Origin of the sequence: Brevundimonas diminuta 3F5N, from assembly GCF_900163625.1 — a bacterium.
GTDB lineage: Bacteria > Pseudomonadota > Alphaproteobacteria > Caulobacterales > Caulobacteraceae > Brevundimonas > Brevundimonas diminuta_A.
In genome coordinates this window covers 19,073-41,070 of record NZ_FUIE01000079.1, presented here as the reverse complement: position 1 = coordinate 41,070, position 21,998 = coordinate 19,073, and the positions used below count along the sequence as shown (strand labels likewise).

At 70.1% G+C, this 21,998-nt stretch carries 25 protein-coding genes; 22 read left to right on the top strand and 3 right to left on the bottom strand.

From position 1 onward, the window contains the following. The first annotated feature begins 71 nt into the window (after nucleotides 1–71). The 16 genes from FM111_RS13925 (at nucleotide 72) to FM111_RS13850 (ending at nucleotide 15,087) form a co-directional block, all read left to right on the top strand. Nucleotides 72–2,030: a TonB-dependent receptor plug domain-containing protein gene (locus FM111_RS13925; protein WP_087141520.1), complete on the top strand. Its 1,959-nt coding sequence runs from the start codon at nucleotides 72–74 to the stop codon at nucleotides 2,028–2,030. A gap of 4 nt (nucleotides 2,031–2,034) precedes the next feature. After that, nucleotides 2,035–3,045 (top strand): threonine-phosphate decarboxylase CobD, encoded by a 1,011-nt coding sequence (gene cobD / locus FM111_RS13920; RefSeq protein WP_087141519.1) that lies wholly within the window; start codon nucleotides 2,035–2,037, stop codon nucleotides 3,043–3,045. Then, nucleotides 3,042–3,893: an ABC transporter substrate-binding protein gene (locus FM111_RS13915; protein WP_256968322.1), complete on the top strand. Its 852-nt coding sequence runs from the start codon at nucleotides 3,042–3,044 to the stop codon at nucleotides 3,891–3,893. Before cobD ends, FM111_RS13915 begins: the two co-directional genes overlap by 4 nt. Beyond that, nucleotides 3,890–4,873: a FecCD family ABC transporter permease gene (locus FM111_RS13910; RefSeq protein WP_087141517.1), complete on the top strand. Its 984-nt coding sequence runs from the start codon at nucleotides 3,890–3,892 to the stop codon at nucleotides 4,871–4,873. Before FM111_RS13915 ends, FM111_RS13910 begins: the two co-directional genes overlap by 4 nt. After that, nucleotides 4,870–5,646 carry an ABC transporter ATP-binding protein gene (locus tag FM111_RS13905; protein ID WP_087141516.1) on the top strand — a complete coding sequence of 259 codons (777 nt, stop codon included), beginning with the start codon at nucleotides 4,870–4,872 and terminating at the stop codon, nucleotides 5,644–5,646. Before FM111_RS13910 ends, FM111_RS13905 begins: the two co-directional genes overlap by 4 nt. Then, nucleotides 5,636–6,583 carry an adenosylcobinamide-phosphate synthase CbiB gene (gene cbiB / locus FM111_RS13900; protein ID WP_256968319.1) on the top strand — a complete coding sequence of 316 codons (948 nt, stop codon included), beginning with the start codon at nucleotides 5,636–5,638 and terminating at the stop codon, nucleotides 6,581–6,583. The genes FM111_RS13905 and cbiB overlap by 11 nt, the downstream gene beginning before the upstream one ends. Beyond that, entirely contained in the window at nucleotides 6,571–8,043 is a 1,473-nt protein-coding gene (locus FM111_RS13895; RefSeq protein WP_087141515.1) for a cobyric acid synthase, read from the top strand. Before cbiB ends, FM111_RS13895 begins: the two co-directional genes overlap by 13 nt. Beyond that, on the top strand, nucleotides 8,040–9,083 hold the full coding sequence (gene cobT / locus FM111_RS13890) for a nicotinate-nucleotide--dimethylbenzimidazole phosphoribosyltransferase (protein ID WP_087141514.1): 1,044 nt from the start codon (nucleotides 8,040–8,042) through the stop codon (nucleotides 9,081–9,083). Before FM111_RS13895 ends, cobT begins: the two co-directional genes overlap by 4 nt. Further along, a complete protein-coding gene (gene cobS / locus FM111_RS13885; protein ID WP_087141513.1) occupies nucleotides 9,080–9,847 on the top strand; it encodes an adenosylcobinamide-GDP ribazoletransferase in 768 nt (255 codons plus the stop codon). Before cobT ends, cobS begins: the two co-directional genes overlap by 4 nt. Then, on the top strand, nucleotides 9,844–10,362 hold the full coding sequence (locus tag FM111_RS13880) for a tyrosine phosphatase family protein (protein ID WP_087141512.1): 519 nt from the start codon (nucleotides 9,844–9,846) through the stop codon (nucleotides 10,360–10,362). Before cobS ends, FM111_RS13880 begins: the two co-directional genes overlap by 4 nt. Continuing rightward, entirely contained in the window at nucleotides 10,359–10,976 is a 618-nt protein-coding gene (gene cobO / locus FM111_RS13875) for a cob(I)yrinic acid a,c-diamide adenosyltransferase (protein ID WP_087141511.1), read from the top strand. Before FM111_RS13880 ends, cobO begins: the two co-directional genes overlap by 4 nt. Then, the gene (locus FM111_RS13870) at nucleotides 10,976–11,353 is read left to right on the top strand and encodes a DUF1636 domain-containing protein (RefSeq protein ID WP_087141510.1); all 378 of its coding nucleotides are present in this window, start codon (nucleotides 10,976–10,978) and stop codon (nucleotides 11,351–11,353) included. Before cobO ends, FM111_RS13870 begins: the two co-directional genes overlap by 1 nt. A gap of 73 nt (nucleotides 11,354–11,426) precedes the next feature. Then, complete coding sequence (locus FM111_RS13865; protein WP_087141545.1) at nucleotides 11,427–13,922, top strand: heavy metal translocating P-type ATPase; 2,496 nt, start codon at nucleotides 11,427–11,429, stop codon at nucleotides 13,920–13,922. Further along, nucleotides 13,922–14,341 (top strand): Cu(I)-responsive transcriptional regulator, encoded by a 420-nt coding sequence (cueR, locus tag FM111_RS13860; protein WP_087141509.1) that lies wholly within the window; start codon nucleotides 13,922–13,924, stop codon nucleotides 14,339–14,341. The genes FM111_RS13865 and cueR overlap by 1 nt, the downstream gene beginning before the upstream one ends. Nucleotides 14,342–14,401: 60 nt before the next feature. After that, a complete protein-coding gene (locus FM111_RS13855; RefSeq protein WP_087141508.1) occupies nucleotides 14,402–14,599 on the top strand; it encodes a heavy-metal-associated domain-containing protein in 198 nt (65 codons plus the stop codon). Between the two features lie 2 nt (nucleotides 14,600–14,601). Next, on the top strand, nucleotides 14,602–15,087 hold the full coding sequence (locus FM111_RS13850) for a DUF411 domain-containing protein (RefSeq protein ID WP_087141507.1): 486 nt from the start codon (nucleotides 14,602–14,604) through the stop codon (nucleotides 15,085–15,087). Between the two features lie 102 nt (nucleotides 15,088–15,189). On the opposite strand, the gene FM111_RS13845 is transcribed toward FM111_RS13850, so the two are convergent. Continuing rightward, complete coding sequence (locus FM111_RS13845) at nucleotides 15,190–15,750, bottom strand: OmpA family protein (RefSeq protein ID WP_087141544.1); 561 nt, start codon at nucleotides 15,748–15,750, stop codon at nucleotides 15,190–15,192. A 1-nt stretch (nucleotide 15,751) separates the two neighbouring features. On the opposite strand from FM111_RS13845, the gene FM111_RS16250 reads away from it, so the two are divergent. Then, entirely contained in the window at nucleotides 15,752–16,075 is a 324-nt protein-coding gene (locus FM111_RS16250; protein WP_143276130.1) for a hypothetical protein, read from the top strand. 280 nt (nucleotides 16,076–16,355) lie between these two features. Here FM111_RS16250 and FM111_RS16415 read toward each other — a convergent pair whose 3' ends face one another. Then, entirely contained in the window at nucleotides 16,356–16,772 is a 417-nt protein-coding gene (locus FM111_RS16415; protein WP_087141506.1) for a hypothetical protein, read from the bottom strand. Here FM111_RS16415 and FM111_RS13835 point away from each other — a divergent pair. Further along, nucleotides 16,771–17,091, top strand: coding sequence for a hypothetical protein (locus FM111_RS13835; protein ID WP_088410203.1), 321 nt, complete (start codon nucleotides 16,771–16,773; stop codon nucleotides 17,089–17,091). The genes FM111_RS16415 and FM111_RS13835 overlap by 2 nt on opposite strands. Here FM111_RS13835 and FM111_RS13830 read toward each other — a convergent pair. Beyond that, a complete protein-coding gene (locus tag FM111_RS13830) occupies nucleotides 17,088–17,879 on the bottom strand; it encodes a prepilin peptidase (RefSeq protein ID WP_306299156.1) in 792 nt (263 codons plus the stop codon). The two genes, FM111_RS13835 and FM111_RS13830, sit on opposite strands and share 4 nt — an antisense overlap. A gap of 177 nt (nucleotides 17,880–18,056) precedes the next feature. Here FM111_RS13830 and FM111_RS13825 point away from each other — a divergent pair, with 177 nt between their 5' ends. From FM111_RS13825 to FM111_RS13810, 4 genes are all read left to right on the top strand, one after another. Then, nucleotides 18,057–18,533 (top strand): helix-turn-helix domain-containing protein, encoded by a 477-nt coding sequence (locus FM111_RS13825; RefSeq protein ID WP_256968315.1) that lies wholly within the window; start codon nucleotides 18,057–18,059, stop codon nucleotides 18,531–18,533. A gap of 102 nt (nucleotides 18,534–18,635) precedes the next feature. After that, nucleotides 18,636–19,112, top strand: a complete 477-nt coding sequence (locus FM111_RS13820; RefSeq protein WP_256968313.1) for a hypothetical protein — start codon at nucleotides 18,636–18,638, stop codon at nucleotides 19,110–19,112. Continuing rightward, nucleotides 19,057–19,383: a hypothetical protein gene (locus FM111_RS13815; protein ID WP_256968312.1), complete on the top strand. Its 327-nt coding sequence runs from the start codon at nucleotides 19,057–19,059 to the stop codon at nucleotides 19,381–19,383. Before FM111_RS13820 ends, FM111_RS13815 begins: the two co-directional genes overlap by 56 nt. A 117-nt stretch (nucleotides 19,384–19,500) precedes the next feature. After that, nucleotides 19,501–21,876, top strand: coding sequence for a TonB-dependent receptor (locus tag FM111_RS13810; protein ID WP_087141503.1), 2,376 nt, complete (start codon nucleotides 19,501–19,503; stop codon nucleotides 21,874–21,876). Nucleotides 21,877–21,998: the final 122 nt, after the last annotated feature.

The window sequence follows — 21,998 nt, the reverse complement described above, 5'->3', positions numbered from 1 at the left end:
GCGTCAGCGGCCGCTTTCGCTCATCCGGGCGACGGGCGGTCCGGCGCGGCGTCGTCATATGGAGACCCGGAATGAACCGGACCGCATTCGCTACCCTGGCCGCCGCCAGCCTTCTGGCCGCCGCCCCCGCCTTCGCCGCTGAAGTCCTCGACCAGCAAGCCGCCGCTCCCGATGTGGCGGGCCGCGCCGGCGCCACCGCCGTCGAGGATGTGGTCGTCACCGCCAACCGTTCGGCCCAGCCGATCGAGCGCGTCGGCGCCTCGGTCACCGTCCTGACCCAGGCCGCCATCGAGGCGCGCCAGACCCCGGCCGTGGTCGAACTTCTGGCCCAGACGCCGGGCGTCAGCTTTACCCGCAACGGCGGCGTCGGCACGTCCACGGGCGTCAACATCCGCGGCGCCGAGAGCCAGCACACCGTCGTCCTGATCGACGGGGTCAAGCTGAACGACCCGTCCTCGACGCAGGGCGGCTTCAACTTCGGCAATCTGCTGGTCGGCGACACGGCGCGCATCGAGGTGCTGCGCGGCGCCCAGTCGACCCTGTGGGGCAGCCAGGCCATCGGCGGCGTGGTCAACATCGTCACGGCCGAACCGACTGAAGCCCTGCAAGGCAGCCTCGACGCCGAGGCCGGCGCGCGCGGCACGACCTATTTCCGCGGCGGGATCGGCGGCGCCAATGAACGTCTGAGCTGGCGCCTGGCGGCCAGCCGCTATGACACCGACGGCTTCTCGGCCTTCGCCAAGGGAACCGAGGACGACGGCTATACCAACACCGGCCTGTCGGGCCGCCTGAACGTCAAGGTGACGGACGCGGTCTCCCTGGATCTGCGTTCGGTCTGGTCCAGCGGTCGCAACGATTTCGACGCCTTCAACGGCGACAGCCGCGAATACGGCAAGACCCAGGAGCTTGTCGCCTACGCCGGCCTGAACTTCGACCTGCTGGACGGCCGTTTCCGCAACCGCATCGGCTACGCCCACACCGACACGGATCGCCGCAACTTCAACCCGGACAACAAGGTCCAGACCCTGACCTTCGACGCCGAGGGCCAGAACCGTCGCTGGGAGTATCAGGGCGCCTTCGCCGTCACCGAGGCGCTGAACGCGACCTTCGGCCTGGAGCACGAGAAGTCGGAGATGAAGACCCGCTCGCCCGGCGACTGGAACCCGAACCCGGCCTTCGGTCGCGGCGAGGCCGAGCTCAACAGCGCCTATGGCCAGGTTCAGTGGACGGTGCTGGACGGCCTGACCCTGACCGGCGGCCTGCGCTACGACGACCACGCCCAGTATGGCGACAACCTGCTGGGCCAGGTCGCGGCGGCCTGGGCCCTGAACGAGGGCGATACGGTGGTGCGCGCCAGCTGGGGCCAGGGCTTCCGCGCGCCGGGCCTGTATGAGCTGTACAGCGAGTACGGCAATCTGAACCTGCAGCCGGAAGAGTTCGACAGCTGGGAGATCGGCGTCGAGCAGCGCCTGTTCGACCGCGCTGTCGTCTCGGCGACCTACTTCAACCGCCAGGCGAACAATGAGATCCGCTACAACGGCTGCTCGACGCCCTCGACGGACCCGCTGTGCACCGTCAACGGCGTGGGCCGCTGGGGCTATTACCGCAACGTCCAGAAGACCGAGGCGCAAGGCGTCGAACTGGTCGGCCGCGTGGATGTGACGGAGCGCCTGAACGTCAGCGCCAACTACACCTGGACCGACGCCAAGAGCGCCTCGGGCGCCACGGACGGCAAGCGCCTGACGCGTCGTCCCGAGCACATGGCGAACTTCGCCGCCGACTACGCCTTCGCCTTCGGTCTGAAGACGGGCGTGGCGGTGCGTTACGTCGGCGAGACGTTCAACAACGACGCCAACACGGTGAAGGTCGATTCCTACACCCTGGTCGATCTGCGCGCCTCCTATCCGATCAACGACACCCTCGAAGTCTACGGTCGGATCGAGAACGCCTTCGACGAGGACTATCAGACGGTCCTGAACTACGGCGCGCCGGGCCGCGGCGTGTTCGGCGGCGTTCGCGTCCGGTTCTGATGTGATGAAGGACGCCGCGTTCCTGACGACGGCGACCCGGCACGGCGGCGGCCTGATGACGGCCGCCGCCGCCTATCCCGACGCGCCGCAGCCCTGGCTGGACCTGTCCACGGGGATTAATCCCGAACCGTGGCGGGGACCGCGCGCGTCGGAGGAGGCGCTGAACCGCCTGCCCGATCCCGCCGCCCTGGCGGCGCTGGAGGCCGTCGCTGCGGCTGCCTTCGGCGCTGCGCCTGAGCGGACGGCGGCGGTCGCGGGGGCCGAGGCGGCGATCCGTCTGCTGCCCCTGCTGCTGGGCGTGCGATCGGTTGAGGTCGTCGGCCCGACCTACGGCGCCCACGCCGAAGCCTGGCGGGCGGCGGGCGTGGCGACGCGCCTGATCGCGCCCGATCAGGCGGCGGCGTCGCAGGCGGGCGTGCTGGTCATCGTCAATCCGAACAACCCCGACGGCCGCCTGACCCGGCGGGCCGATCTGATCGCCATGGCGCGGGCGCGCTCCAAGGCGGGGCGCTGGCTGGTGGCGGACGAGTCCTTCATCGATTGCGCGCCCGGCGACAGCGTGTCGGATCTGGCCGAGCCGGGGCTGATCGTCCTGCGCTCCTTCGGCAAATTCTATGGTCTGGCCGGGGTGCGGCTGGGCTTCATGCTGGCCGCGCCCGAGCTGATCCGGCGTCTGCGCGCGTTTCAGGGCGACTGGCCGGTCGGCGCCGACGCCCTGGCGCTGGGGCGCGGCGCCTACGCCGACGAGGCCTGGCGGCGCCGGACTGAGGCGGCTTTGGCCGAGCGGGCTGACCGGCTGGACGACCTGCTGGCGCGGGCAGGGTTCCAGATTATCGGCGGGACCAGCCTGTTCCGCATGACGCGCACGCCCCATGCCGCGCGCTGGTTCCAGCACCTGTGTCGGGCGGGAATCCTGACCCGGCCGTTCGATCACACGCCCGACGCCCTGCGCTTCGGCGTCCCGGCCGAGCGCGATTTCCCTCGTCTTCAACGTGCGTTGGAGGCCTTCGCATGAGGGCGACCCGGCGACAGGCGTTGGCGGGCGCGGGGGCGATGCTGGTCGCCGGGCCGGCTGCGGCCGGCGCCGCCCCGCGTCGCGTGGTGTCGCTGAACGCCTGCCTCGACGCCATCCTGGTCCACGTCGCCGACCGGGGACAGATCGCGGCCCTCAGCCACTATGCGCGCGAGCCGGTCGGCTCGACCATTTCCGAGGTAGCCAAGACCTTGCCCTTCACCTGGGAGACGGCGGAGGAGGTCATCGCCCTGCGCCCCGACCTGGTGCTGACCAGCCGCCACAGCGCCCTGGCCACCCGCAACGCCCTGGGCCGCATGAACATTCAGACAGAGCTGTTCTCTGTGCCCGACAGCGTGGCGACCAGTCTGGACCAGGTGCGCGAGGTCGCCCGCCTGGTCGGCCGTCCGGCGCGGGGGCAGGCCCTGATCGCGCGCATCGAGGCCGCCATCGCCGCCTCGGCCCCGCCGCCGGGGGCGGCGCCGCTGACGGCCCTGATCTATCAGCCCAACGGCTTCTCCGCCGGGCGCGGCACCCTGATGGACGAGATGATGACCCGCGCCGGGTTCGAGAACGTCGCCGGCCGCTACGGCCTGGGCAAATGGGGCAATGTGCCGGTCGAGCGCCTGCTGGCCGACCCGCCCCAGGTGCTGCTCAGCGGCGTGCCGGTGCGCGGCTCGCGCACCTGGGCCGACCGGGTGATGCGCCATCCGGCGCTGAAGTCCCTGTCCGGCCGGATGGTGCAGGCGCAACTGGAAGAGAAGCTGCTCTATTGCGGCGGGCCGGTGCTGATCCAGACCGCCGCCGCCCTGGCGCGCGCGCGCCGCACGGCGCTGGAGGCCCTGACATGACCTTGCCGCGTCCCCTGGTGATGATCGGGCTGCTGCTCCTGATCGCCGCCCTGTCCGTGGCCAGCATGAGCGCGGGCCGCGTCTGGATTCCGTGGAGCGACTGGGCGAGCCAGCGCGGCGATCCCGCCTGGGCCATCCTGTTCGAGCTGCGCCTGCCGCGTACGGTGCTGGCCCTGATAGTCGGGGCGGTGCTGGGCCTGACCGGGGCGGCGTTGCAGGGTTACACCCGCAATCCTCTAGCCGATCCGACGATCCTGGGCGTCTCGACCATGGCGGCGCTGGGGGCGGTGCTTACCTTCTATCTGGGCGCGGCGGCCAGCGCGCCGTGGGTCTTGCCGGCCGCGGCCATGGTCGGGGCGGGCATCGGCGTGCTGTTGCTTCTGGCCCTGGCGGGCGCGACCAGCAGCGTCGTCACCTTCATCCTGGCCGGGGTGGTGATCCAGAGCATGGCGGGGGCAGGCGTCGCCCTGGCGCTGAACCTGGCGCCCAACCCCTGGGCGGTGAACGAGATCGTCAACTGGCTGATGGGGTCGCTGGCCGACCGCAGCGTGGTCGAACTGAGGCTGGCCGCGCCGGGCATGATCCTGGGCTGTCTGCTGTTGCTGACCCAAGGAAGGACGCTGGACGCCCTGACGCTGGGCGAGGCGGGCGCGCGGTCGCTGGGCGTGCGGCTGGATGCCGGGCGCATGATGCTGGCGCTGGGGGCGGCCCTGGCGGTCGGCTCGGCGGTGGCGGTGACGGGGTCGATCGGCTTCGTCGGCCTGATCGTGCCGCATCTGCTGCGGCCCCTGATCGGCGCCCGGCCCAGCGGTCTGTTGCTGCCCTCGGCCCTGGGCGGGGCGGCCCTGACGCTGGCGGCGGACATTCTGGTGCGGCTGGCGCCCGCCTCGACCGAGATCAAGCTGGGCGTGGCCATGGCGGCCTTGGGCGGCCCCTTCTTCCTGGCCCTGCTGATCAGCATGAGAAGGAAGCTGGCATGAGCATCCTGAGCGCGGAGAACCTGTCCGTCCGCCTGGGCGACAAGGCGGTGCTGAACGGCGTCGGCGCGGCCTTCGCGCCGGGGCTGGTGACGGCGATCGTCGGACCGAACGGGGCGGGCAAGTCGACGCTGCTGGACTGTCTGGCGGCGCTTCGGGCGCCCGACGCGGGCCGAGTGACGCTGGACGGGCGGCCGCTGCACGACCTGGCGCCGCGCGCGCGGGCGCGTCGCATCGCCTACCTGCCCCAGAACGCCGAGATCGCCTGGGCGGTCGAGGGGCGCACCTTCGTCGGCCTGGGCCGCACGCCCTACGTCGGCGCCTGGGGTTTGAGGGCGGACGACCGCGCCGCCGTGGCCCGCGCCATGGCTGTGACGGGGGTGGAGGCGTTCGCCGACCGTGTCGTCTCGACCCTGTCGGGCGGCGAGCGGGCGCGCGTCATGATCGCCCGCGCCCTGGCCGGAGAGCCGCAATGGCTTCTGGCGGACGAGCCGCTGGCGGGGCTCGATCCCGGCCATGTGCTGGACGCCTGCGACCTGTTTCGACGGTTGGCGGATGAAGAGGGGCGGGGCGTGGTCCTGACCCTGCATGACCTCGACGCCGCCCTGCGCGTGGCGGATCGGGTGATCGTTCTGGCCGAGGGGCGAGTGCTGGCCGACGCCGCCCCGGCCGAGGCCCTGTCGCCCGCGGTGCTGAAAGCCGCGTACGGCGTCGAGGCGCGCACCCTGGACGGCGTGCGCGGCCCGGTGCTGGAAATGGTCAGCCGTGCCCGTTAGCAGCCTGCCGCCGCCGTGGATCGTCGTGGGCGCCCTGCTGGTGGAAGGCGTCTTCGGCTGGCCGCGCCGCCTGTCGCACCCGGTGGCGTGGATCGGCGGCCTGATCGTGGTGCTGGAAAGATGGTGGAATAGGGCGGAACGGCCAGAGGGCGCGCGCCGCGCGCTGGGCGTCGTCACGGTGCTGATCCTGATCGCCGTTGCGGGCGGCGCGGGCTGGGGCGTGCAGGCTGTAGCCGTTCAAGCGTCGTTCTGGCCGGGGCTGGCGCTGCTTCTGGTCTGCGGCGCGACGGGGCTGGCGGCGCGTAGCCTGTTCGATCACGTCCGCGCCGTGGCCCTGCCGCTGAAGGCGGGCGACCTGCCCGCCGCGCGTCTGGCGGTCGGCATGATCGTCGGCCGGGACGTCGAGGCGATGGACGAGGGCGAGGTCGCGACCGCCGCCCTGGAAAGCCTGGCCGAGAGCTTCTGCGACGGCGTGGTCGCGCCGGTCTTCTGGTTCGTGATCGGCGGCCTGCCGGGGCTGTTCGTCTATAAGGCGATCAACACCGCTGACAGCATGATCGGCCATATGGAGCCGCGCTGGCGGGCCTTCGGCTGGGCGGCGGCGCGCACCGACGATGTGATGAACTGGATACCGGCGCGGATCGCGGGCGCCTTGATCGCCCTGGGCGGCGGGCAGGGCTGGCGCATCATGTGGCGCGACGCGGGCAAGCACGCCTCGCCCAACGCCGGATGGACCGAGGCGGCCATGGCGGGCGCTCTGCGGGTTCGACTGGGCGGGCCGGTCCGCTATGACGGCGTCATGACCGATCGACCTGTCTTCGGCGACTGGGCGCCGCCGTCCGCCCATGACCTGAAACGCGGGCTGAAGGTTTACGGCGTCGCCTGCGCCCTGTTGCTGATGCTGCTGATCGCCGGGGGCTTCGCATGGCCGCGCTGATGATCCAGGGCTGCGGCTCGGACGTGGGCAAGTCGGTGCTGGTCGCCGGGCTGTGTCGCGTCTTCGCCAATCGCGGTCTGACGGTACGGCCGTTCAAGCCGCAGAACATGTCCAACAACGCCGCCGTCACCGCGCCTGACCAAGCAGGCCGCACCGGCGAAATCGGCCGCGCTCAGGCGCTTCAGGCGCTGGCCTGCCGCACGCCGGCGACGGTCGACATGAACCCTGTCCTGCTGAAGCCGCAGAGCGACACCGGCGCCCAACTGGTCGTGCGCGGTCAGGTCGAGGGGGTGTGGCAGGCCAGAGGCTATCAGGATCGCAAGGCCGCCTTGCTGGACGTGGTGCTGGACAGCTTCCGCCGTCTTCAGGCCGAGGCCGATCTGGTGATCGTCGAGGGGGCGGGCAGTCCGGCCGAGACCAACCTGCGCGCCGGAGACATCGCCAACATGGGCTTCGCCCGCGCGGCGGACGTGCCTGTGGTGCTGGTCGGCGACATCGACCGGGGCCATGTGATCGCCTCTCTGGTCGGCGCCCATGCGGTGCTGGACGACGAGGACCGGGCCATGATCCGGGGCTTCATCATCAACAAGTTTCGCGGCGATCCGGCCCTTTTCGATCAGGGGCGGGCCGAGATCACGCGACGCACGGGCTGGGTCGATCTGGGCATGGCGCCATGGCTGGCGGACGCACGGGCGCTTCCGGCCGAGGACGCCGTGGTGCTGGAGCGTTCGGGCGGCGAGCGCGGGGGCAAGGTGCGGATCGCCGTGCCCATGCTGTCGCGCATCGCCAATTTCGACGACTTTGATCCGCTGAGGCATGAGCCGGGCGTGGATTTCGGCTTCGTGCCGCCGGGGCAGGCCCTGCCGGGCGATGCCGACCTGATCATCCTGCCGGGGACCAAGGCGACGCTGGCCGATCTGGCCTTCCTGCGCGCGCAGGGCTGGGACGTGGACATCGCCGCCCATGTGCGGCGCGGCGGGCGGGTGCTGGGCGTGTGCGGCGGCTATCAGATGCTGGGCCGGACGATCAGCGACTCTGACGGCGTCGAGGGCGTGGCGGGATCGGCGCCGGGGCTGGGCCTGCTAGACGTCGAGACGGTGCTGGCGGGGGCTAAGACCCTGCGCCGGGTCGCTGGAAGGCTGACGCCTTCGAGCGCGGCGATCGAAGGCTATGAGATTCACATCGGCCGCACCGACGGCCCGGACATGGCCCGCCCGGTCGCCATGATCGACGGGGCGGCGCACGGTGCACGCTCTGATGATGGACGGATCGCGGGCCTCTATGTCCACGGCCTGTTCGACCGGACCGAGGCGCGGGCGGCTCTGCTGGCGGAGGTTGGGGCCGTATCCGACGGCGTGGATCAGGGCGCGCGGGTGGATCAGGCGCTGGACCGCATCGCTGCCGTTCTGGAAACCCATTTCGACATTCCGGCGCTGGCCCGGATCGCAGGACTGACATGACCGAACTGACCGACCTTCTTTCCGTGCCGCTGCTGGATCAGGGGCTGCGCGCGCCGCTGCGGCAGGCGCTGGACGGCAAGGCCAAGCCGGTCGGCGCCCTGGGCCGGATCGAGGATCTGGCCCTGACGCTGGGTCTGATTCAGGGGGCGCTTCGCCCGGCCGTGAGCCAGCCGGTGCTACTGGTCTTCGCCGGGGATCACGGCCTGACGTGCTCGGGCGTGGCGGCCTATCCGGCGGGCGTGACCGTGGCCATGGTCGACACCCTGCTGACGGGGCGGGCCAGCGCCAACGCCTTCGCCAAGGTCGTCGGCGCGCAGGTGCAGGTGATCGACGCAGGCGTCGCCGCTGACCTGTCGGACCGCGCGGGGCTGATCCACGCCAAGGTCGCGCCGGGCACGAAAGACGCCTCGGTCGAACCGGCCATGACGCCCGATCAGGCCGAGGCCGCCCTGCTGGAAGGCGCCGCCATGGCGCGCGCCGCCATCGACGACGGCGCCGATGTGATCGCGCTCGGCGAAATGGGCATCGGCAACAGCGCCTCGGCCGCCCTGCTGATGCACCGGCTGGCGCCCGCGCCGCTGATCGACTGCGTGGGGCAGGGGGCGGGGCATTCGCCCGAGGGGCTGGCGCGCAAGCAGGCCGTGCTGGCCCAGGCCGCCGCCCGCTCGGACGCGACGGCGCCGCTGGAGGTGCTGAGCCAGTTCGGCGGCTTCGAGATCGCGATGATGGCTGGGGCCCTGCTGGGCGCGGCCAGGGCGGGCGTTCCGGTCATCGTCGACGGCTTCATCGGCTCGGCGGCGGCCCTGCTGGCGATCCGGTTGGCGCCGAACGCGCGCGACTACTGCATCTTCGCCCACGCTTCGGCCGAGGCGGGGCATCGTCGGATGCTGGAGGCCATGGAGGCGCAACCCCTGCTGGGCCTCGACATGCGGTTGGGCGAGGGGACGGGCGCGCTGCTGGCCGTGCCGCTGTTGAAGGCGGCCTGCGCCCTGCTGTCCGACGTGGCCGAGCTGAAGGACATATTGGAGGCCGCGCGATGATCGGGCGCGAGGCGCGGCTGTTCGTCTGCGCCCTGCAGTTCCTGACGCGCCTGCCGACGCCGCCGCTGCGCGACTTCCAGCCCGAATGGATCCAGCAGAGCGCGCGCTGGTTCCCGCTGGTCGGGCAGGTGGTGGGCCTGATCGCGGCGGCGATCCTGTATGGCGCGGCCCAGGTCTGGAGCCCGTGGATCGCGGCCCTGCTGGCCGTGGCGGCGGGCGTGGCGATGACCGGCGGCTTCCACGAGGACGGGCTGGCCGACACCGCCGACGGCCTCGGCGGCGGACAGACGCGGGCGCGGCGACTGGAGATCATGAAGGACAGCCGTCTCGGTTCTTATGGCGCGCTGACGCTGGGGCTTACGCTGGCGTTGCGGGTCGCGGCGCTGGCGATGCTGGTCGGCCTGTCGCCGTGGATGGCGGTTGTGGCGCTGGTCGCCTCGCATGGCTTGGGCCGGGCGGCGGCGGTCGGAGCGATGGCGCTGATGCCTTATGGCGGCGATCCCGGCATGGCCAAGGAGGGCAAGCCGGACCGCGCCTCGATGACGGGGCTGGCGGTCGCCGTTCTGGTCGCCCTGTGGCCGCTGGCCCTGCTGCCGGTCATGGCGGGCGCGGTCGGCGTGGCGGCGGGACTGGTCGTCGGCGCGGTTCCGGCCTGGCAGGCGCAGCGGCTGATCGGCGGGCGCACCGGCGACGTGTTGGGCGCGGTCGAACAGATGTTCGAGGTCGGCTTCCTGCTAGGCGTCGCGGCGTTGCTGGCGTCATGAGGTTGATCGTATCGCCCCTGCCGCAGGTCGAGCGGCTGTTGGTCGAGCATCGACCGTCGCATCTGGTGACGCTGGCCTCGCCGGGGGCTGACGCGGCCTTTGAGGCCGAGCATCGACTGGACCTACGCTTCAACGACATCGCCGTCCCGCGCGCGGGGCTGGTCGCGCCGTCTCTCGAACACGTCGAGGCCCTGCTTGCCTTTGCAGACGGGTGGAGCGGGGCGAGGCCCCTGCTGATCCATTGCTGGGCGGGGGTCAGCCGCTCGACGGCGGCGGCCTATGTCATCGCCTGCGCCCACACCGCGCCGGGGCGCGAGGAGGCGTGGGCCGCGCGTCTGCGAGACGCCGCGCCGACCGCCACGCCCAACGCCCTGATTGTCGCCCACGCCGACCGCCTGCTGGACCGCGACGGCGCCATGATCCGCGCTGTCGAGGCCATCGGCCGGGGCGCCGAGACCGACTGGGGCGCCCCCTTTGAACTGGACCTGACCGCTGAAGGAGACGACCGCCGATGAGCGATCCGCACGACGCCGAACTGAACGCCCGCCACGCCGAGAAGATGAAGCGCGTCCAGGCCGCCCGCGCCCGGATGATGCAGTCCAAGACGGTCGAGCGCGGCCTGGTCATCGTCCACACCGGGACGGGCAAGGGCAAGTCGACGGCGGCCATGGGCATGGTCTGTCGCATGATCGGCCACGGCATGAAGACCTCCATCATCCAGTTCATCAAGGGGGCGATGGAGACGGGCGAACAGACCCTGTTCGACAGCTTTCCCGATCTGGTCGAGATGCGGCCGATGGGCGAGGGCTTCACCTGGGACACCCAGGACCGCGCCGCCGACATCGCCAACGTCCGCCGCGCGTGGGAGGCCGCAAAGGCCCGCATCATGGACCCGGAATGGAAGATGGTCGTTTGCGACGAGCTGAACATCGCCCTGCGCTACGACTATCTGCCGGTTGAGGAGGTGCTGGAGGTTCTGGCCGCGCGCCCGACCGACACCCACGTCGTCATCACCGGCCGCAACGCTCCGGACGCCCTGATCGAGGCGGCCGACCTCGTCACCGACATGCAGATGGTCAAACACCCGTTCCGCGGCGGGGTGAAGGCTCAGGCCGGGGTGGAGTTCTGATGCGCCAGACGATGGCGCGACTGGTGGTCTGCACCACCTGCCGCCTGTCGCCGGACGAGCCGGTCGATGCGGACGGCGTCTCCGGCGGGCTGCGGCTGCTTCAGGCTGTGGCGGCGGCGGCGGAACGCGCGCCCGAACTGCGGATCGAGGAGCAGGCCTGCCTGTGGGCCTGCCGCAGTCACTGCACAGTCTATCTGGCGCAGGGCGGAAAGCCCGCCTACCTGGCCGGAACCTTCGCGCCGACCGCTGACGCCGCCGAGGCCATCGTCGACTTCGCGCGCCGTTACGCCGCCAGCCCGGACGGCGCCGTGCCGTATCGCGACTGGCCCGAGGGGATGAAGGGGCATTTCATCGCGCGCCTGCCCCAGGACGCCTGATTTAGTGCGCTTGACCTTCCCTTGATGGGAAGGTTTAGAGGTGTCGTCGTCAAAGGTTTACGAGGACGACGTCATGGCCGCCGAAGGCTTGAAAATACTGGATCTGCCCGTCCTGGGCATGACCTGCGCCAGCTGCGTGGGCCGGGTCGAAAAGGCCATCCGCGCCGTGCCGGGCGTGACCGAAGCGCAGGTCAATCTGGCCGCCGAGCGGGCGCAGGTGTCGCTGTCGCCCGACGGTTCCGCCGCCGCCGTCGCCGCCGCCATCAAGAGCGCGGGCTATGAACCGATGGAGGAGGAGGTCGTCTATCCCGTGCGGGAGATGACCTGCGCCTCCTGTGTCGGCCGGGTCGAAAAGGCGCTGGCCGCCGTGCCGGGCGTGCTGTCGGCCAGCGTCAATCTGGCGACCGAACGGGCGACGGTGCGCTTCCTGTCGGGAGCGACGACGTTCCAGGATCTGGCCGCCGCCGTCGAACAGGCCGGCTATGTGCTGGAGGCGCCCGAGGACGCCGGACCAGACGCCAGCGACCGCGAACAGGCCGCCCGCGACGCCGAGATCAAAAAGCTGGGCCGCGCCGTGCTGATCGCGGGCGCGGCGACCCTGCCGCTGTTCGTGCTGGAGATGGGCTCGCACTTCGTGCCGGGGATGCACCACTGGGTCAATGAGACGATCGGCGCCTTCAACTGGAAGGTCATCAGTTTCGTGCTGGCTACCTTCGTGCTGTTCGTGCCGGGGGCCGTTTTCTTCCGTAAAGGCGTGCCTGCCCTGCTGCGCGCGGCGCCGGATATGAACTCCCTCGTCGTGCTGGGCGCGACAGCGGCGTGGGCCTTCTCAAGCGTGGCGACCTTTGCGCCGCAGTGGCTGCCTGAAGGCACGGCCAACATCTATTTCGAGGCGGCGGCGGTGATCGTCACCCTGATCCTGGTCGGGCGCTGGATCGAGGCGCGGGCCAAGGGCCGCACGGGGCAAGCGATCCGTCGCCTGATGTCGCTGCAGGCCAAGACCGCCCGCGTGGTGCGCGATGGGGTCGAGCAGGACGTGGCCGTCGATGCGGTTAAGGTCGGCGACGTGGTCGTGGTGCGCCCCGGCGAGCGGGTGCCGGTCGACGGCGTGGTCACGGACGGCGCCTCCTTCGTCGATGAATCCATGCTGACGGGCGAGCCGATCCCGGTCGAGAAGACCGCCGGCGCTGAGGTCACGGGCGGCACGCTGAACACCACGGGCGCCTTCCGCTTCGAGGCGCGCCAGGTCGGCTCGCAGACCGTGCTGGCCCAGATCGTCAAGATGGTCGAGGCGGCGCAGGGGGCCAAGCTGCCGATCCAGGCGCTGGTGGACAAGGTGACGGGCTGGTTCGTGCCGGTGGTCATGGGCATCGCCGCCCTGACCTTCGCCGTGTGGTTCCTGTTCGGACCCGACCCGGCGCTGGGCATGGCCCTGGTCGCGACCGTGGCCGTGCTGATCATCGCCTGCCCGTGCGCCATGGGTCTGGCGACGCCGACCTCCATCATGGTGGGCGTGGGCCGGGCGGCGGAGCTGGGCGTACTGTTCCGCAAGGGCGAGGCGCTTCAGGCCCTGCAGGGCGTCGAGGTCGTCGCCTTCGACAAGACCGGCACCCTGACGGAAGGCAAGCCGACGCTGACCGATCTGGTCACGGCCGAGGGCTTTGACGAGGCGACCGTGCTGGCCCAGGTGGCGGCGCTGGAGATACGCTCCGAGCATCCGGTGGCCCGCGCCCTGGTCGCGGCGGCCGAGGCGCGCGGCGTGACGGTGGTCGAGCCGCAGGACTTCGCCTCCATTCCGGGCAAGGGGGTGACGGGTCTGGTCGACGGGGCGCGCGTCGCCGTCGGCGCCGACCGCTACATGGCCGAGCTGGGCTGCGACGTGGCCATGTTCGCCGAGGCGGCGGCCCGTCTGGGCGACGAGGGCAAGACGCCGCTCTACGCCGCCGTGGACGGTCGACTGGCCGCCATCATCGCCGTGGCCGATCCGGTCAAGGCGACGACGGCCGAGGCTATCGCCGCCCTGCACGAGCTGGGGCTGAAGGTGGCGGTCATCAGCGGCGACAACCGTCGCACCGCAGCCGCCGTGGCGCGCCGTCTGGGCATTGATGAAGTCCACGCGGAAGTCATGCCGGACGGCAAGGTGGCCGTGATCGAAGAACTGAAAGCGGGCGGGCGCAAGGTCGCCTTCGTCGGCGACGGGGTGAACGACGCCCCGGCTCTGGCGGCGGCGGACGTGGGTCTGGCGGTCGGCGGCGGCTCGGACGTGGCGATCGAGAGCGCGGACGTGGTGCTGACGGGCGGCGACCTGCGCGGTGCGGTCAGCGCCATCGGCCTGTCGCGGGCGACGATGAACAACATCCGCCAGAACCTGGCTTGGGCGTTTGGCTACAACGTCCTGCTGATCCCGGTGGCGGCGGGGGTTCTCTATCCGGTCTTCGGCCTGATGCTGTCGCCCATGCTGGCGGCGGGGGCCATGGCCCTGTCCAGCGTCAGCGTGGTGCTGAACGCCCTGCGACTGCGCGCCTTCAAGCCCCATATCGGTTCGAACAGCGTGAAGGGAGCCGCGTGATGAACATCGGCAAGGCCGCCCAGGCGACCGGCGTCACGGCCAAGATGATCCGTTATTATGAGGCGCAGGGGCTGATCCGTCCGGCGGACCGGACGGATGGCAACTATCGCGACTTTTCCGAGCGCGATCTGAACGATCTGCGCTTCATTCGCCGGGCGCGGGGGCTGGGCTTTTCGATCGAGGAGATCAGCCGCCTGCTGTCCCTGTGGCGCGACAACGCCCGGCCCAGTCGCGAGGTCAAGGCCATGGCCGAGAAGCACCTGATCGACCTGGACGCGCGCATCCTCGAGATGCGCGAGATGGCGGACACCCTGCGCCATCTGGCCAGTTGCTGCGCCGGGGACGAGCGGCCGGACTGCCCGATCCTGTCCGACCTGGCGGGCGATCCGTCGCAGGATGCAGCCGGTGCGACCGCTTGACCTTCCTATGATGGCAAGGGGTCCAATGAACTGTCGCGTACCAAGAAAAGGAGCATCGTCATGATCTCGCTCAACATCCCGAAAATCCGTTGCGGCGGCTGCGTCGCCTCGGTGGAAAAAGCCGTCCTGTCCGTCGATCCGGCGGCCAGGATCACGGCCGACGTCCCGGCGCGCCGGGTCGAGGTCGAGACGACGGCGACCGCGCAATCCCTGTCCGACGCCCTGGCGGCGGCCGGCTATCCCGTTCAGGAGAACTGAAGATGAAGATGCCTGTTAAGCTGGCGGCGATCGCGGTCGGGGCGTTGGCCGTCGGCGGCGGCGTGTTCCTGGCCGAGGGCTTCGCCCGGCCCGCCGAAGCCGCCGAGATGACCGTCTACAAGAGCGACTCCTGCGGCTGCTGTGGCGGCTGGGTCGATCATATCCGGCGCTCGGGCTTCGAGGTGAATGTGATCGCGACCGACGAACTGGTCCCGGTGAAGCAGCGCCTGAACGTGCCGCAGTCGCTGTGGAGCTGCCATACGGCGGTGATCGACGGCAAGGTCATCGAGGGCCACGTTCCGGCGGCGGGCGTGAAGGCCTTCCTGAAAAACCCCGGCCAAGCGCGCGGCATCGGCGTGGGCGGCATGCCGACCGGCTCGCCCGGCATGGAGGCGCCCGGATATGCGCCCGAACGCTATGACGTCATGAGCTTCGGCGCGGGCGCGCCGGCGCGCTTCATGACCTTCGTCGGCGCCGATCCGGCCTGACGACGGTCTTGAACTGAAGACGACGACGGCGGCGTCCCTTGCGGGACGCCGCCGTTTCTCGTTCCGGCCGGGGCAGGAGGCCGGAGCGAAAGCCTTCAGCCGTTAGGCCAGAACCATGATGGCGACGCGGCGGTTCTGGGCGCGGCCTTCACGGGTGTTGTTCGGCGCGACCGGCTTGGCGGCGCCGTAGGAAATGGTCGCCATGCGGTTCAGGGCGATGCCCTGATCGCTCAGGAAGCGACGCACCGCTTCGGCGCGCTCCTGGCCCAGACGCTCGTTGATCTGGTCGTTGCCGGTCGAGTCGGTGTGGCCCTGGATTTCCAGATAGACGTTGGCGTTCTCGGCGCGCAGGCGCTGAACCAGTTCGGCCAGGCGCTGCTCGGCTTCCGGCGACAGTTCGGTGTGGTTGACCGGGAACTTCACCGAGTCGTCCGACAGCACGACCTCATACAGGAACTTGCCCTGGGCCAGTTTGTGCGCGGCGTTGGCGCGGGCCAGGGCTTCGCCCGCCGTGCCTTCCACCTGGGTGACGTGGGCGTCGACGCCGTCGACGCGCTCGTTCACGACCTGGACGTTGTCGCGGACGAACCGGTGGCTGGCGCAGCCGCTGACGGCGACGCCAAGAACGGCGACGGCGCCGATGACAGCGGTCCTAGATGCCAATTTGATCAAATTCAGTCTCCTTCATGCCCGGCCCAACCCCGGGGGATGTTTACGCGCCGCACCGGTGTCGGTTGCAAAACGGCGGAGCAAAGACGCTCGAAGAAGTGAAAAGGTTCAGCTTGACTGTAAAAAAATTTCAATAATCGACGTTCTTGCTGTTTTGAGCCGATTTATGGTCTGGCTTGTTGGCGCCATTTTCCTGACGTGCTGGGATGACCATTATCGAATATCAAAGGGCGAGGAGAATCTATTGAAAGCTTTGGTGTTTGGGGCCGTCAACAACTGCAAGGCCCATGACGGCAAGGCTTGGGGAGCCTTGGGGTGAAGGCGGGGCCTCGCCGCCATCGGAACAAGGCCGGCCCGATCGTCGCCAGCCTGATCGCGCACGGTTTGGTCTTGGCGCTGATCATTGCTGCGCCGGTTGAACGGCCGCCGGAGGCTCCGGTTCCGCCGGCAGTCGAGGTGATGCTGGTCGACCCGCCGGAGCCTCCGCCGCCGCCGCCGCCTTCAGAACCTGCGCCGGGCGACGCGCCTGCGGGCGGTTCGGAGGCTGCGCCTGCGCCGAAGCCGGAACCTGCGCCCGCCGCGCCCGTGCCGGTCCCCGCTCAGACGCCCGAAAAGGCGCGACGCTCCGCGCCTACGCCGCCGACGCCGCGGCCCAGCCGCCCGACGCCGCCCGCGCCTTGATCGGCCGTCAGGGCGCCGCTCAGAGCCCCCTCGCCTAGCAGGACGAAGGAGACGCTGGGCTCCGGCGCGGAGATGGGCAGGGGCTCGACCGGCGTCGGACGCGGCGTCGGGCGGCTGGGCCGCGGCGTCGGCGGCGTAGGCGCGGAGCGTCGCGCCTTTTCGGGCGTCTGAGCGGGGACCGGCACGGGCGCGGCGGGCGCAGGTTCCGGCTTCGGCGCAGGCGCAGCCTCCGAACCGCCCGCAGGCGCGTCGCCCGGCGCAGGTTCTGAAGGCGGCGGCAGCGGCGGCGGGTCCGGTTCGGGCGTGGGCGGCGGCTCGGGGCAGGGCTGCGACATGGTCAAGCGCATCCAGGACGCCCTGCGCAACGACGCGCGCATCAACGCCGCCATCGGCCAAGCCTATCGCACTTCCGGCGCCTCGGGCCGCGCCATCCTGATGTGGAACGGCGACTGGCTGCAAAGCCCCGGCGAAGAGGGCAAGGGGCTGGCCGGGGTGCGCCAGGCCATCGCCGTGACGGTTGGTTTCTCGTCTCGCGCCTGCAAGGCCGAGACGGTGAACGGCTATGTGCTGCTGACGCTCAGCGATCAGCCGGGCGCGCCGCGCGTGGCGCTGGGCGGCGGGCGCTGGCGCTGGTCGGACCTGCTGTCGCTCTAGGCGCCGAAGCCCAGCCCCAACGGACCATAGAGCCAGGTCAGCCAGGCCCCGACGGCCAGGAAGACGCCGAACGGCAGGCGGTCGGTGGCGGTCACGGGGCGACGCAGCACGAGCTTGGCCGCCACCAGGCTGAGGCCGGTCAGGGACGCCCACAGCAGCACGCTGGGCAGGCCCATCCATCCGACCCAGGCGCCGATCGCGCCCAGTAGAAAGGGGTCGCCGCCGCCCAGGCCGTCGCGTCCGCGCAGGCGTTTGTAGAGGAAGGCCAGCAGCCACAGCCCGCCGAAACCCGCCGCCGCCCCGATCAGGGGCGCCTTCAGCGGCCCGATCAGCGACCACTTCAGTCCGCTCTGGACGTTCGCTGGGTCCAGGGCCACGGCGGCGAACAGGCCGCTGAGGAACAGGGGCAGTGTCAGGGCGTCGGGCAGCCAGAAATGCTCGGCGTCGATCACGGCGATCAACAGAAGCTGCCAGCCCAGCACGGCCCCGGCCAAGGCCCAGGCCGGATCGGGAAAGCACAGGGTCGCCCAGACGCCGACCGCGCCGGACGCCAGTTCGATCAAGGGATAGCGCAGGGGAATGACGGCGCCGCAGTCGCTGCACTTGCCGCGCGACAGCGCCCAACTGACTACCGGGATCATCCGCCAGGGCTTGAGCGGCCGCCCGCAGCCGCCGCACTGCGACCGGCTGATCACGATATCCTCCCCGCGCGGCAGGCGCAGGCTGACCAGGCCCAGGAAGCTGCCGACGATCAGCCCCAGCCCGCCCATCAGAAGCGCCAGCATCATCTATTCAATCCCCCGGTCTCAAACGATCTCCCTATTGCGTCGTGAGCCTGGGCGGACGCAATCAAAATGCCGATCGCGCGTCAGTTGTGTCGTTTGGCTGCGACACTTGCAACGGATCGGCGCCGCTAAGGGCGGGAGGACTGGACGCCAGGCGGGTCCGGTAGATAGTCACCAATTGTGAACAGCCCTTCGCCCATCGACAGTCTGACGCCGCGCGAGCTTGAAATTCTGCGCTTCGCCGCCAGCCGTCTGGGCGACAAGGAGATCGCGCAGGAGCTGAATCTCTCGCCCCGAACGGTTCAGAACCATCTGCACCGAGCCTATGAAAAGCTGGGCGTATCCAACCGCATCCAGGCGGCGCGGCTCCTGAGTGATCATTACTCAGGGGAATCGATCGCAATGTCGCCGCCTCTTCCGATCAAGGCAGATAGGGGCGTCAGCGAGGCTCCTGTCGGACTTCTCGAGGACGGGAAGGCGCCGGGGGGCGCGCTCTATCGGCGCTACATTGCGCTGAACGAGTGGCGTCGCCCGCGTAAAATGGGCGGCTCCGTATTGTGGCTGATCCTGCTCTGGGCGTTGGCCTGGCTCATGATCGCCGTGGTTGGAGCCAGCCTGATCAATCCCGTTCTGGAGATGATTCACAGCCTGGCGTGACGTTATCGTCGCTGGAGCTGTGCATGATCCATCAAGCTTAGAATTTCGTCGTGTGAGTAGCGGGTCGAACGCTCTGCAGAGCGAACGGCTGGAGATCGTCTGATGCATCCTGTTCAGATCATTCTGCTGACGGCCAACGCCATCGCCTTTCCGCTTCTGCTGTGGCGGGGGCGTGCGGCGGATCGGCTGGCGACATTGGCCATGATCGTGGCTCCGTTGTTGTCGCAGCTTGCTTTCGATCTGAACTGGAACGGCGTTTATGTGGGCATCTTCGTGGTGGATGTCCTCTTCTTCGTCAGCTTGTGGATGCTGGCTGAGCGCGCCGGGCGCTGGTGGATCGTGTCGGTCGCCAGCTTTCAATTGATCGGGCTGCTGGGACATTTCGCGCCCTTCCTCGCGCATGAGCGCCTGGCCTGGGCTTACTTCACGCTGATGTGGGCGGTTTGGGCGCTCATCAGCCTGACGGCATTTTTTGGCGTCTGGGAGGTCGAGGCCGACCGGCGCTACGCCCTGGAGGGGCGTCATGGCTCAAAAATGGTCGATGGAGGCGGCGCAGGCGCTGCTGCGACAGTGGAATAACCGCGCGGTCGAGGCGTCCGTGCGCGCCGGCGGCCTGACGGCCGACCTGAATGCGGTCGAGGCCTGGCTGCTGGACCAGCGGCCTGACAGCCTGGCTGAAGCCGAGCGGCTGTTGGACCTCATCGTTTCGCACGAAGCGGGCGGCGGCCGGGGTCTGGAGCAGCTTTGCCGCGTCGGCGGCGCGGTTCGCAACGACGTGACGCCGCACCGCAGCCGAGTGGAGCACAGCTTCGCTCCGCGCGCCTCGGGACCGCTGGCCGGGCGGGCCTGAAAGTCATCGTTTGATGATCGTCGGTCGGGGTTCCGCCTCGCCGACGGGGCTGTTACATCCGCTGACAGTCCGCGACGAAGCCTTGCGCCGTCGCTCCGCCAAGCGGTTTTTCCTCCCATGATTTCTGCTGTTCGCGTCGCGTCTCTCGCGTCTGCCTCCTTGTCCGTGCTCGCTTTCGCCGCGCCTGTTTTGGCCGAGGCGCCCGTCGACGCAGGGCCGACCCAGGTGTCCGAGATCGTGGTGACGGCCGAGCGGCGCGAGGCGCCCCTGGCGGCGACGCCGCTGTCGCTGACGGTGGCGAGCCAGCCCCTGCTGGACGGCGTCGGCGTGCGCGACATCAAGGATCTGCAGATCCTGGCGCCGGGCCTGATCGTGGCCTCGACCTCGAACCAGACCTTCACCACCGCCCGCATCCGCGGCGTCGGCACGGTGGGCGACAATCCGGGCGTTGAAAGCTCTGTCGGCGTCATGATCGACGGCGTCTATCGTCCCCGCAACGGCGCCGCCCTGGGCGATCTGGGCGAGGTCGAGCGCATCGAGGTGCTGAAGGGCCCGCAGGCGACCCTGTTCGGCAAGAACACCTCCGCGGGCGTCATCAACGTCGTCACCGCCGCACCGTCGTTCGACACGCGCATGGCGGGCGAGGCGACCTTCGGCGATTATGGGACGCACGGCGGCTCGGTCTCCCTGACCGGCCCGATCGTGGACGAGGTTCTGGCCGGGCGGCTGTATGTCGCCGCGCGCCGCCGCGACGGCCTCTATGCCGTCAAGACAGGCGACGGCCCGCGCACCTCGACCGACGATCAGACCGAAAACTATGACACCGTGCGCGGTCAGTTGCTGTGGCGCGCCACGCCGAACCTGACCGCCCGTTTGACCGCCGACTGGACCGAGCGGGACGAGCGTTGCTGCGTCGGCGTGCAACTGGTCACGGGCGCCACCGGGCCTCTGCTGGCGACCTTTGCGCCAGACGGCGGCGTCGCGGCGACGCCGAAGCCGTGGGATCGCGTGGCCTACTCGAACCGTGACACCAACACCCGCATCCGCGACAAGGGCCTGGCCCTGCACCTGAGCGCCGACCTGGGCTGGGCAAGGCTGGACAGCACCTCTGCGGTGCGCGACTGGCGCGGCGTCATCAGTCAGGACTGGGACTTCACCTCGGCCGATCTGGCCTATCGCCCGGACGACGGCAGCTGGTCGAACCGCTTCCGCACCCTGACGCAGGAGTTCCGCCTGTCGGGCCAGCGTGGAAAGCTGGACTGGTCGGCCGGCGCCTTCTTCGCCGATGAGAAGCTGACCCGCCGCGACAGCCTGTTCTACGGCGCCGACTACGAAGGCTACGTTAGCCGCCTGCTGTCGCGCTCGGCGTCCAACCCGCTGGGTGATCCGACCTTCGTATCGGGACTGACCGGCCTGCCCGTCGGCGCGAGCTTCGTCGAGGGCGAGGGCCAGCTGGACCGCTATTGGCAGACGGCCCGCAGCGCCGCCCTGTTCGGCCAGGTCTCCTACGCCGTGACCGACCGCCTGACCCTGACCGGGGGCCTGCGCCGCACCCATGAGAAGAAGGAGATGACGGCCGCCTATCACAACACCGACGGCGGCCGCGCCTGCGCCGCCGCCCTGGCCAACGGCGTCCGCAACGCCATTCTGTGCCTGCCGTGGTCCAACCCGGCCTTCAACGGTCTGAGCCAGTCGGAGACGGTCAAGGACGAGGCGTGGACCGGCATGGCCCGCGCCGAGTTCAAGGCGGTCGAGGGCGTGCGCCTCTACGCCTCATGGTCGCGGGGGCGCAAGAACGGCGGCTTCAACCTGGACCGGGGGCAGACCAATCTGGTCCCCGACGCCTCGCGCGCCTTCCCGGCGGAAAGCGCCGACGCCTTCGAGGCGGGGGTGAAGAGCGTGCTGCTGGACCGGCGCCTGCTGGTCTCGGCCGCCGCCTTCCGCCAGACCTATGACGACTTCCAGCTGAACACCTTCCTGGGCACGACCTTCCTGGTCCGCTCCATCCCCGAGGTGCGGGCCAAGGGCGTCGAGGCGGACTTCATGTTCCTGCCGTTCGAGGGCCTGTCGCTGCAGGGCGGCCTGACCTACGCCCAGACGGAATACGGCCACGACGCCGTGCCGGGCCTGCCGTTGCTGGCGGGCAAGCGGATGAACTTCGCCCCCCTGTGGAGCGGATCCCTGGCCGGAACCTATGAGCGGCCGGTGGCGGCAGGGCTGACGGGCCGCGTCACCCTGGCGGCCAAATATTCGTCGGAATACAACACCGGATCGGACCTGGACCCGGCCAAGAGCCAGCCGGGCTTCTGGCTGGTCGACGGCCGCGTCGCCCTGGCGCGGGACGACGCCTGGAGCGTCGAGCTGTGGGGCCGGAACCTGTTCGATCAGGACTACCGCCAGGTGGCCTTCGGCGCCCCGTTCCAGACGGGCACGCTGGGCGCCTTCCTGGGGGCGCCGCGCACGGTGGGCGTGACCCTGCGGGTCATGCGCTAAGGCCGGAAGGAATGGCTAGGGGAGCGGGCGAACCGTCGCCTGCTCCCGCCCACTGAGGCAATTTTGCTTCCACTTGACCGCATATTGCGCCTGCGAGAAAAGAAGGCGGGCGCAAGGCTTGA

What these genes read in the sequence shown, in the direction of transcription:
- FM111_RS13925 (WP_087141520.1), top strand. Translation starts at nt 72, where the DNA reads ATGAACCGGACCGCATTCGCTACCCTGGCCGCCGCCAGCCTTCTGGCC.
- FM111_RS13830 (WP_306299156.1), bottom strand. Translation starts at nt 17,879, where the DNA reads ATGATGCTGGCGCTTCTGATGGGCGGGCTGGGGCTGATCGTCGGCAGC.
- cobS (WP_087141513.1), top strand. Translation starts at nt 9,080, where the DNA reads ATGATCGGGCGCGAGGCGCGGCTGTTCGTCTGCGCCCTGCAGTTCCTG.
- FM111_RS13915 (WP_256968322.1), top strand. Translation starts at nt 3,042, where the DNA reads ATGAGGGCGACCCGGCGACAGGCGTTGGCGGGCGCGGGGGCGATGCTG.
- cobD (WP_087141519.1), top strand. Translation starts at nt 2,035, where the DNA reads ATGAAGGACGCCGCGTTCCTGACGACGGCGACCCGGCACGGCGGCGGC.
- FM111_RS13810 (WP_087141503.1), top strand. Translation starts at nt 19,501, where the DNA reads ATGATTTCTGCTGTTCGCGTCGCGTCTCTCGCGTCTGCCTCCTTGTCC.
- FM111_RS16415 (WP_087141506.1), bottom strand. Translation starts at nt 16,772, where the DNA reads ATGTCGCAGCCCTGCCCCGAGCCGCCGCCCACGCCCGAACCGGACCCG.
- cobT (WP_087141514.1), top strand. Translation starts at nt 8,040, where the DNA reads ATGACCGAACTGACCGACCTTCTTTCCGTGCCGCTGCTGGATCAGGGG.
- FM111_RS13855 (WP_087141508.1), top strand. Translation starts at nt 14,402, where the DNA reads ATGATCTCGCTCAACATCCCGAAAATCCGTTGCGGCGGCTGCGTCGCC.
- FM111_RS13905 (WP_087141516.1), top strand. Translation starts at nt 4,870, where the DNA reads ATGAGCATCCTGAGCGCGGAGAACCTGTCCGTCCGCCTGGGCGACAAG.
- FM111_RS13870 (WP_087141510.1), top strand. Translation starts at nt 10,976, where the DNA reads ATGCGCCAGACGATGGCGCGACTGGTGGTCTGCACCACCTGCCGCCTG.
- FM111_RS13820 (WP_256968313.1), top strand. Translation starts at nt 18,636, where the DNA reads ATGCATCCTGTTCAGATCATTCTGCTGACGGCCAACGCCATCGCCTTT.
- FM111_RS13835 (WP_088410203.1), top strand. Translation starts at nt 16,771, where the DNA reads ATGGTCAAGCGCATCCAGGACGCCCTGCGCAACGACGCGCGCATCAAC.
- cobO (WP_087141511.1), top strand. Translation starts at nt 10,359, where the DNA reads ATGAGCGATCCGCACGACGCCGAACTGAACGCCCGCCACGCCGAGAAG.
- FM111_RS13815 (WP_256968312.1), top strand. Translation starts at nt 19,057, where the DNA reads ATGGCTCAAAAATGGTCGATGGAGGCGGCGCAGGCGCTGCTGCGACAG.
- FM111_RS13865 (WP_087141545.1), top strand. Translation starts at nt 11,427, where the DNA reads ATGGCCGCCGAAGGCTTGAAAATACTGGATCTGCCCGTCCTGGGCATG.
- FM111_RS13880 (WP_087141512.1), top strand. Translation starts at nt 9,844, where the DNA reads ATGAGGTTGATCGTATCGCCCCTGCCGCAGGTCGAGCGGCTGTTGGTC.
- FM111_RS13895 (WP_087141515.1), top strand. Translation starts at nt 6,571, where the DNA reads ATGGCCGCGCTGATGATCCAGGGCTGCGGCTCGGACGTGGGCAAGTCG.
- FM111_RS13850 (WP_087141507.1), top strand. Translation starts at nt 14,602, where the DNA reads ATGAAGATGCCTGTTAAGCTGGCGGCGATCGCGGTCGGGGCGTTGGCC.
- cueR (WP_087141509.1), top strand. Translation starts at nt 13,922, where the DNA reads ATGAACATCGGCAAGGCCGCCCAGGCGACCGGCGTCACGGCCAAGATG.
- FM111_RS13910 (WP_087141517.1), top strand. Translation starts at nt 3,890, where the DNA reads ATGACCTTGCCGCGTCCCCTGGTGATGATCGGGCTGCTGCTCCTGATC.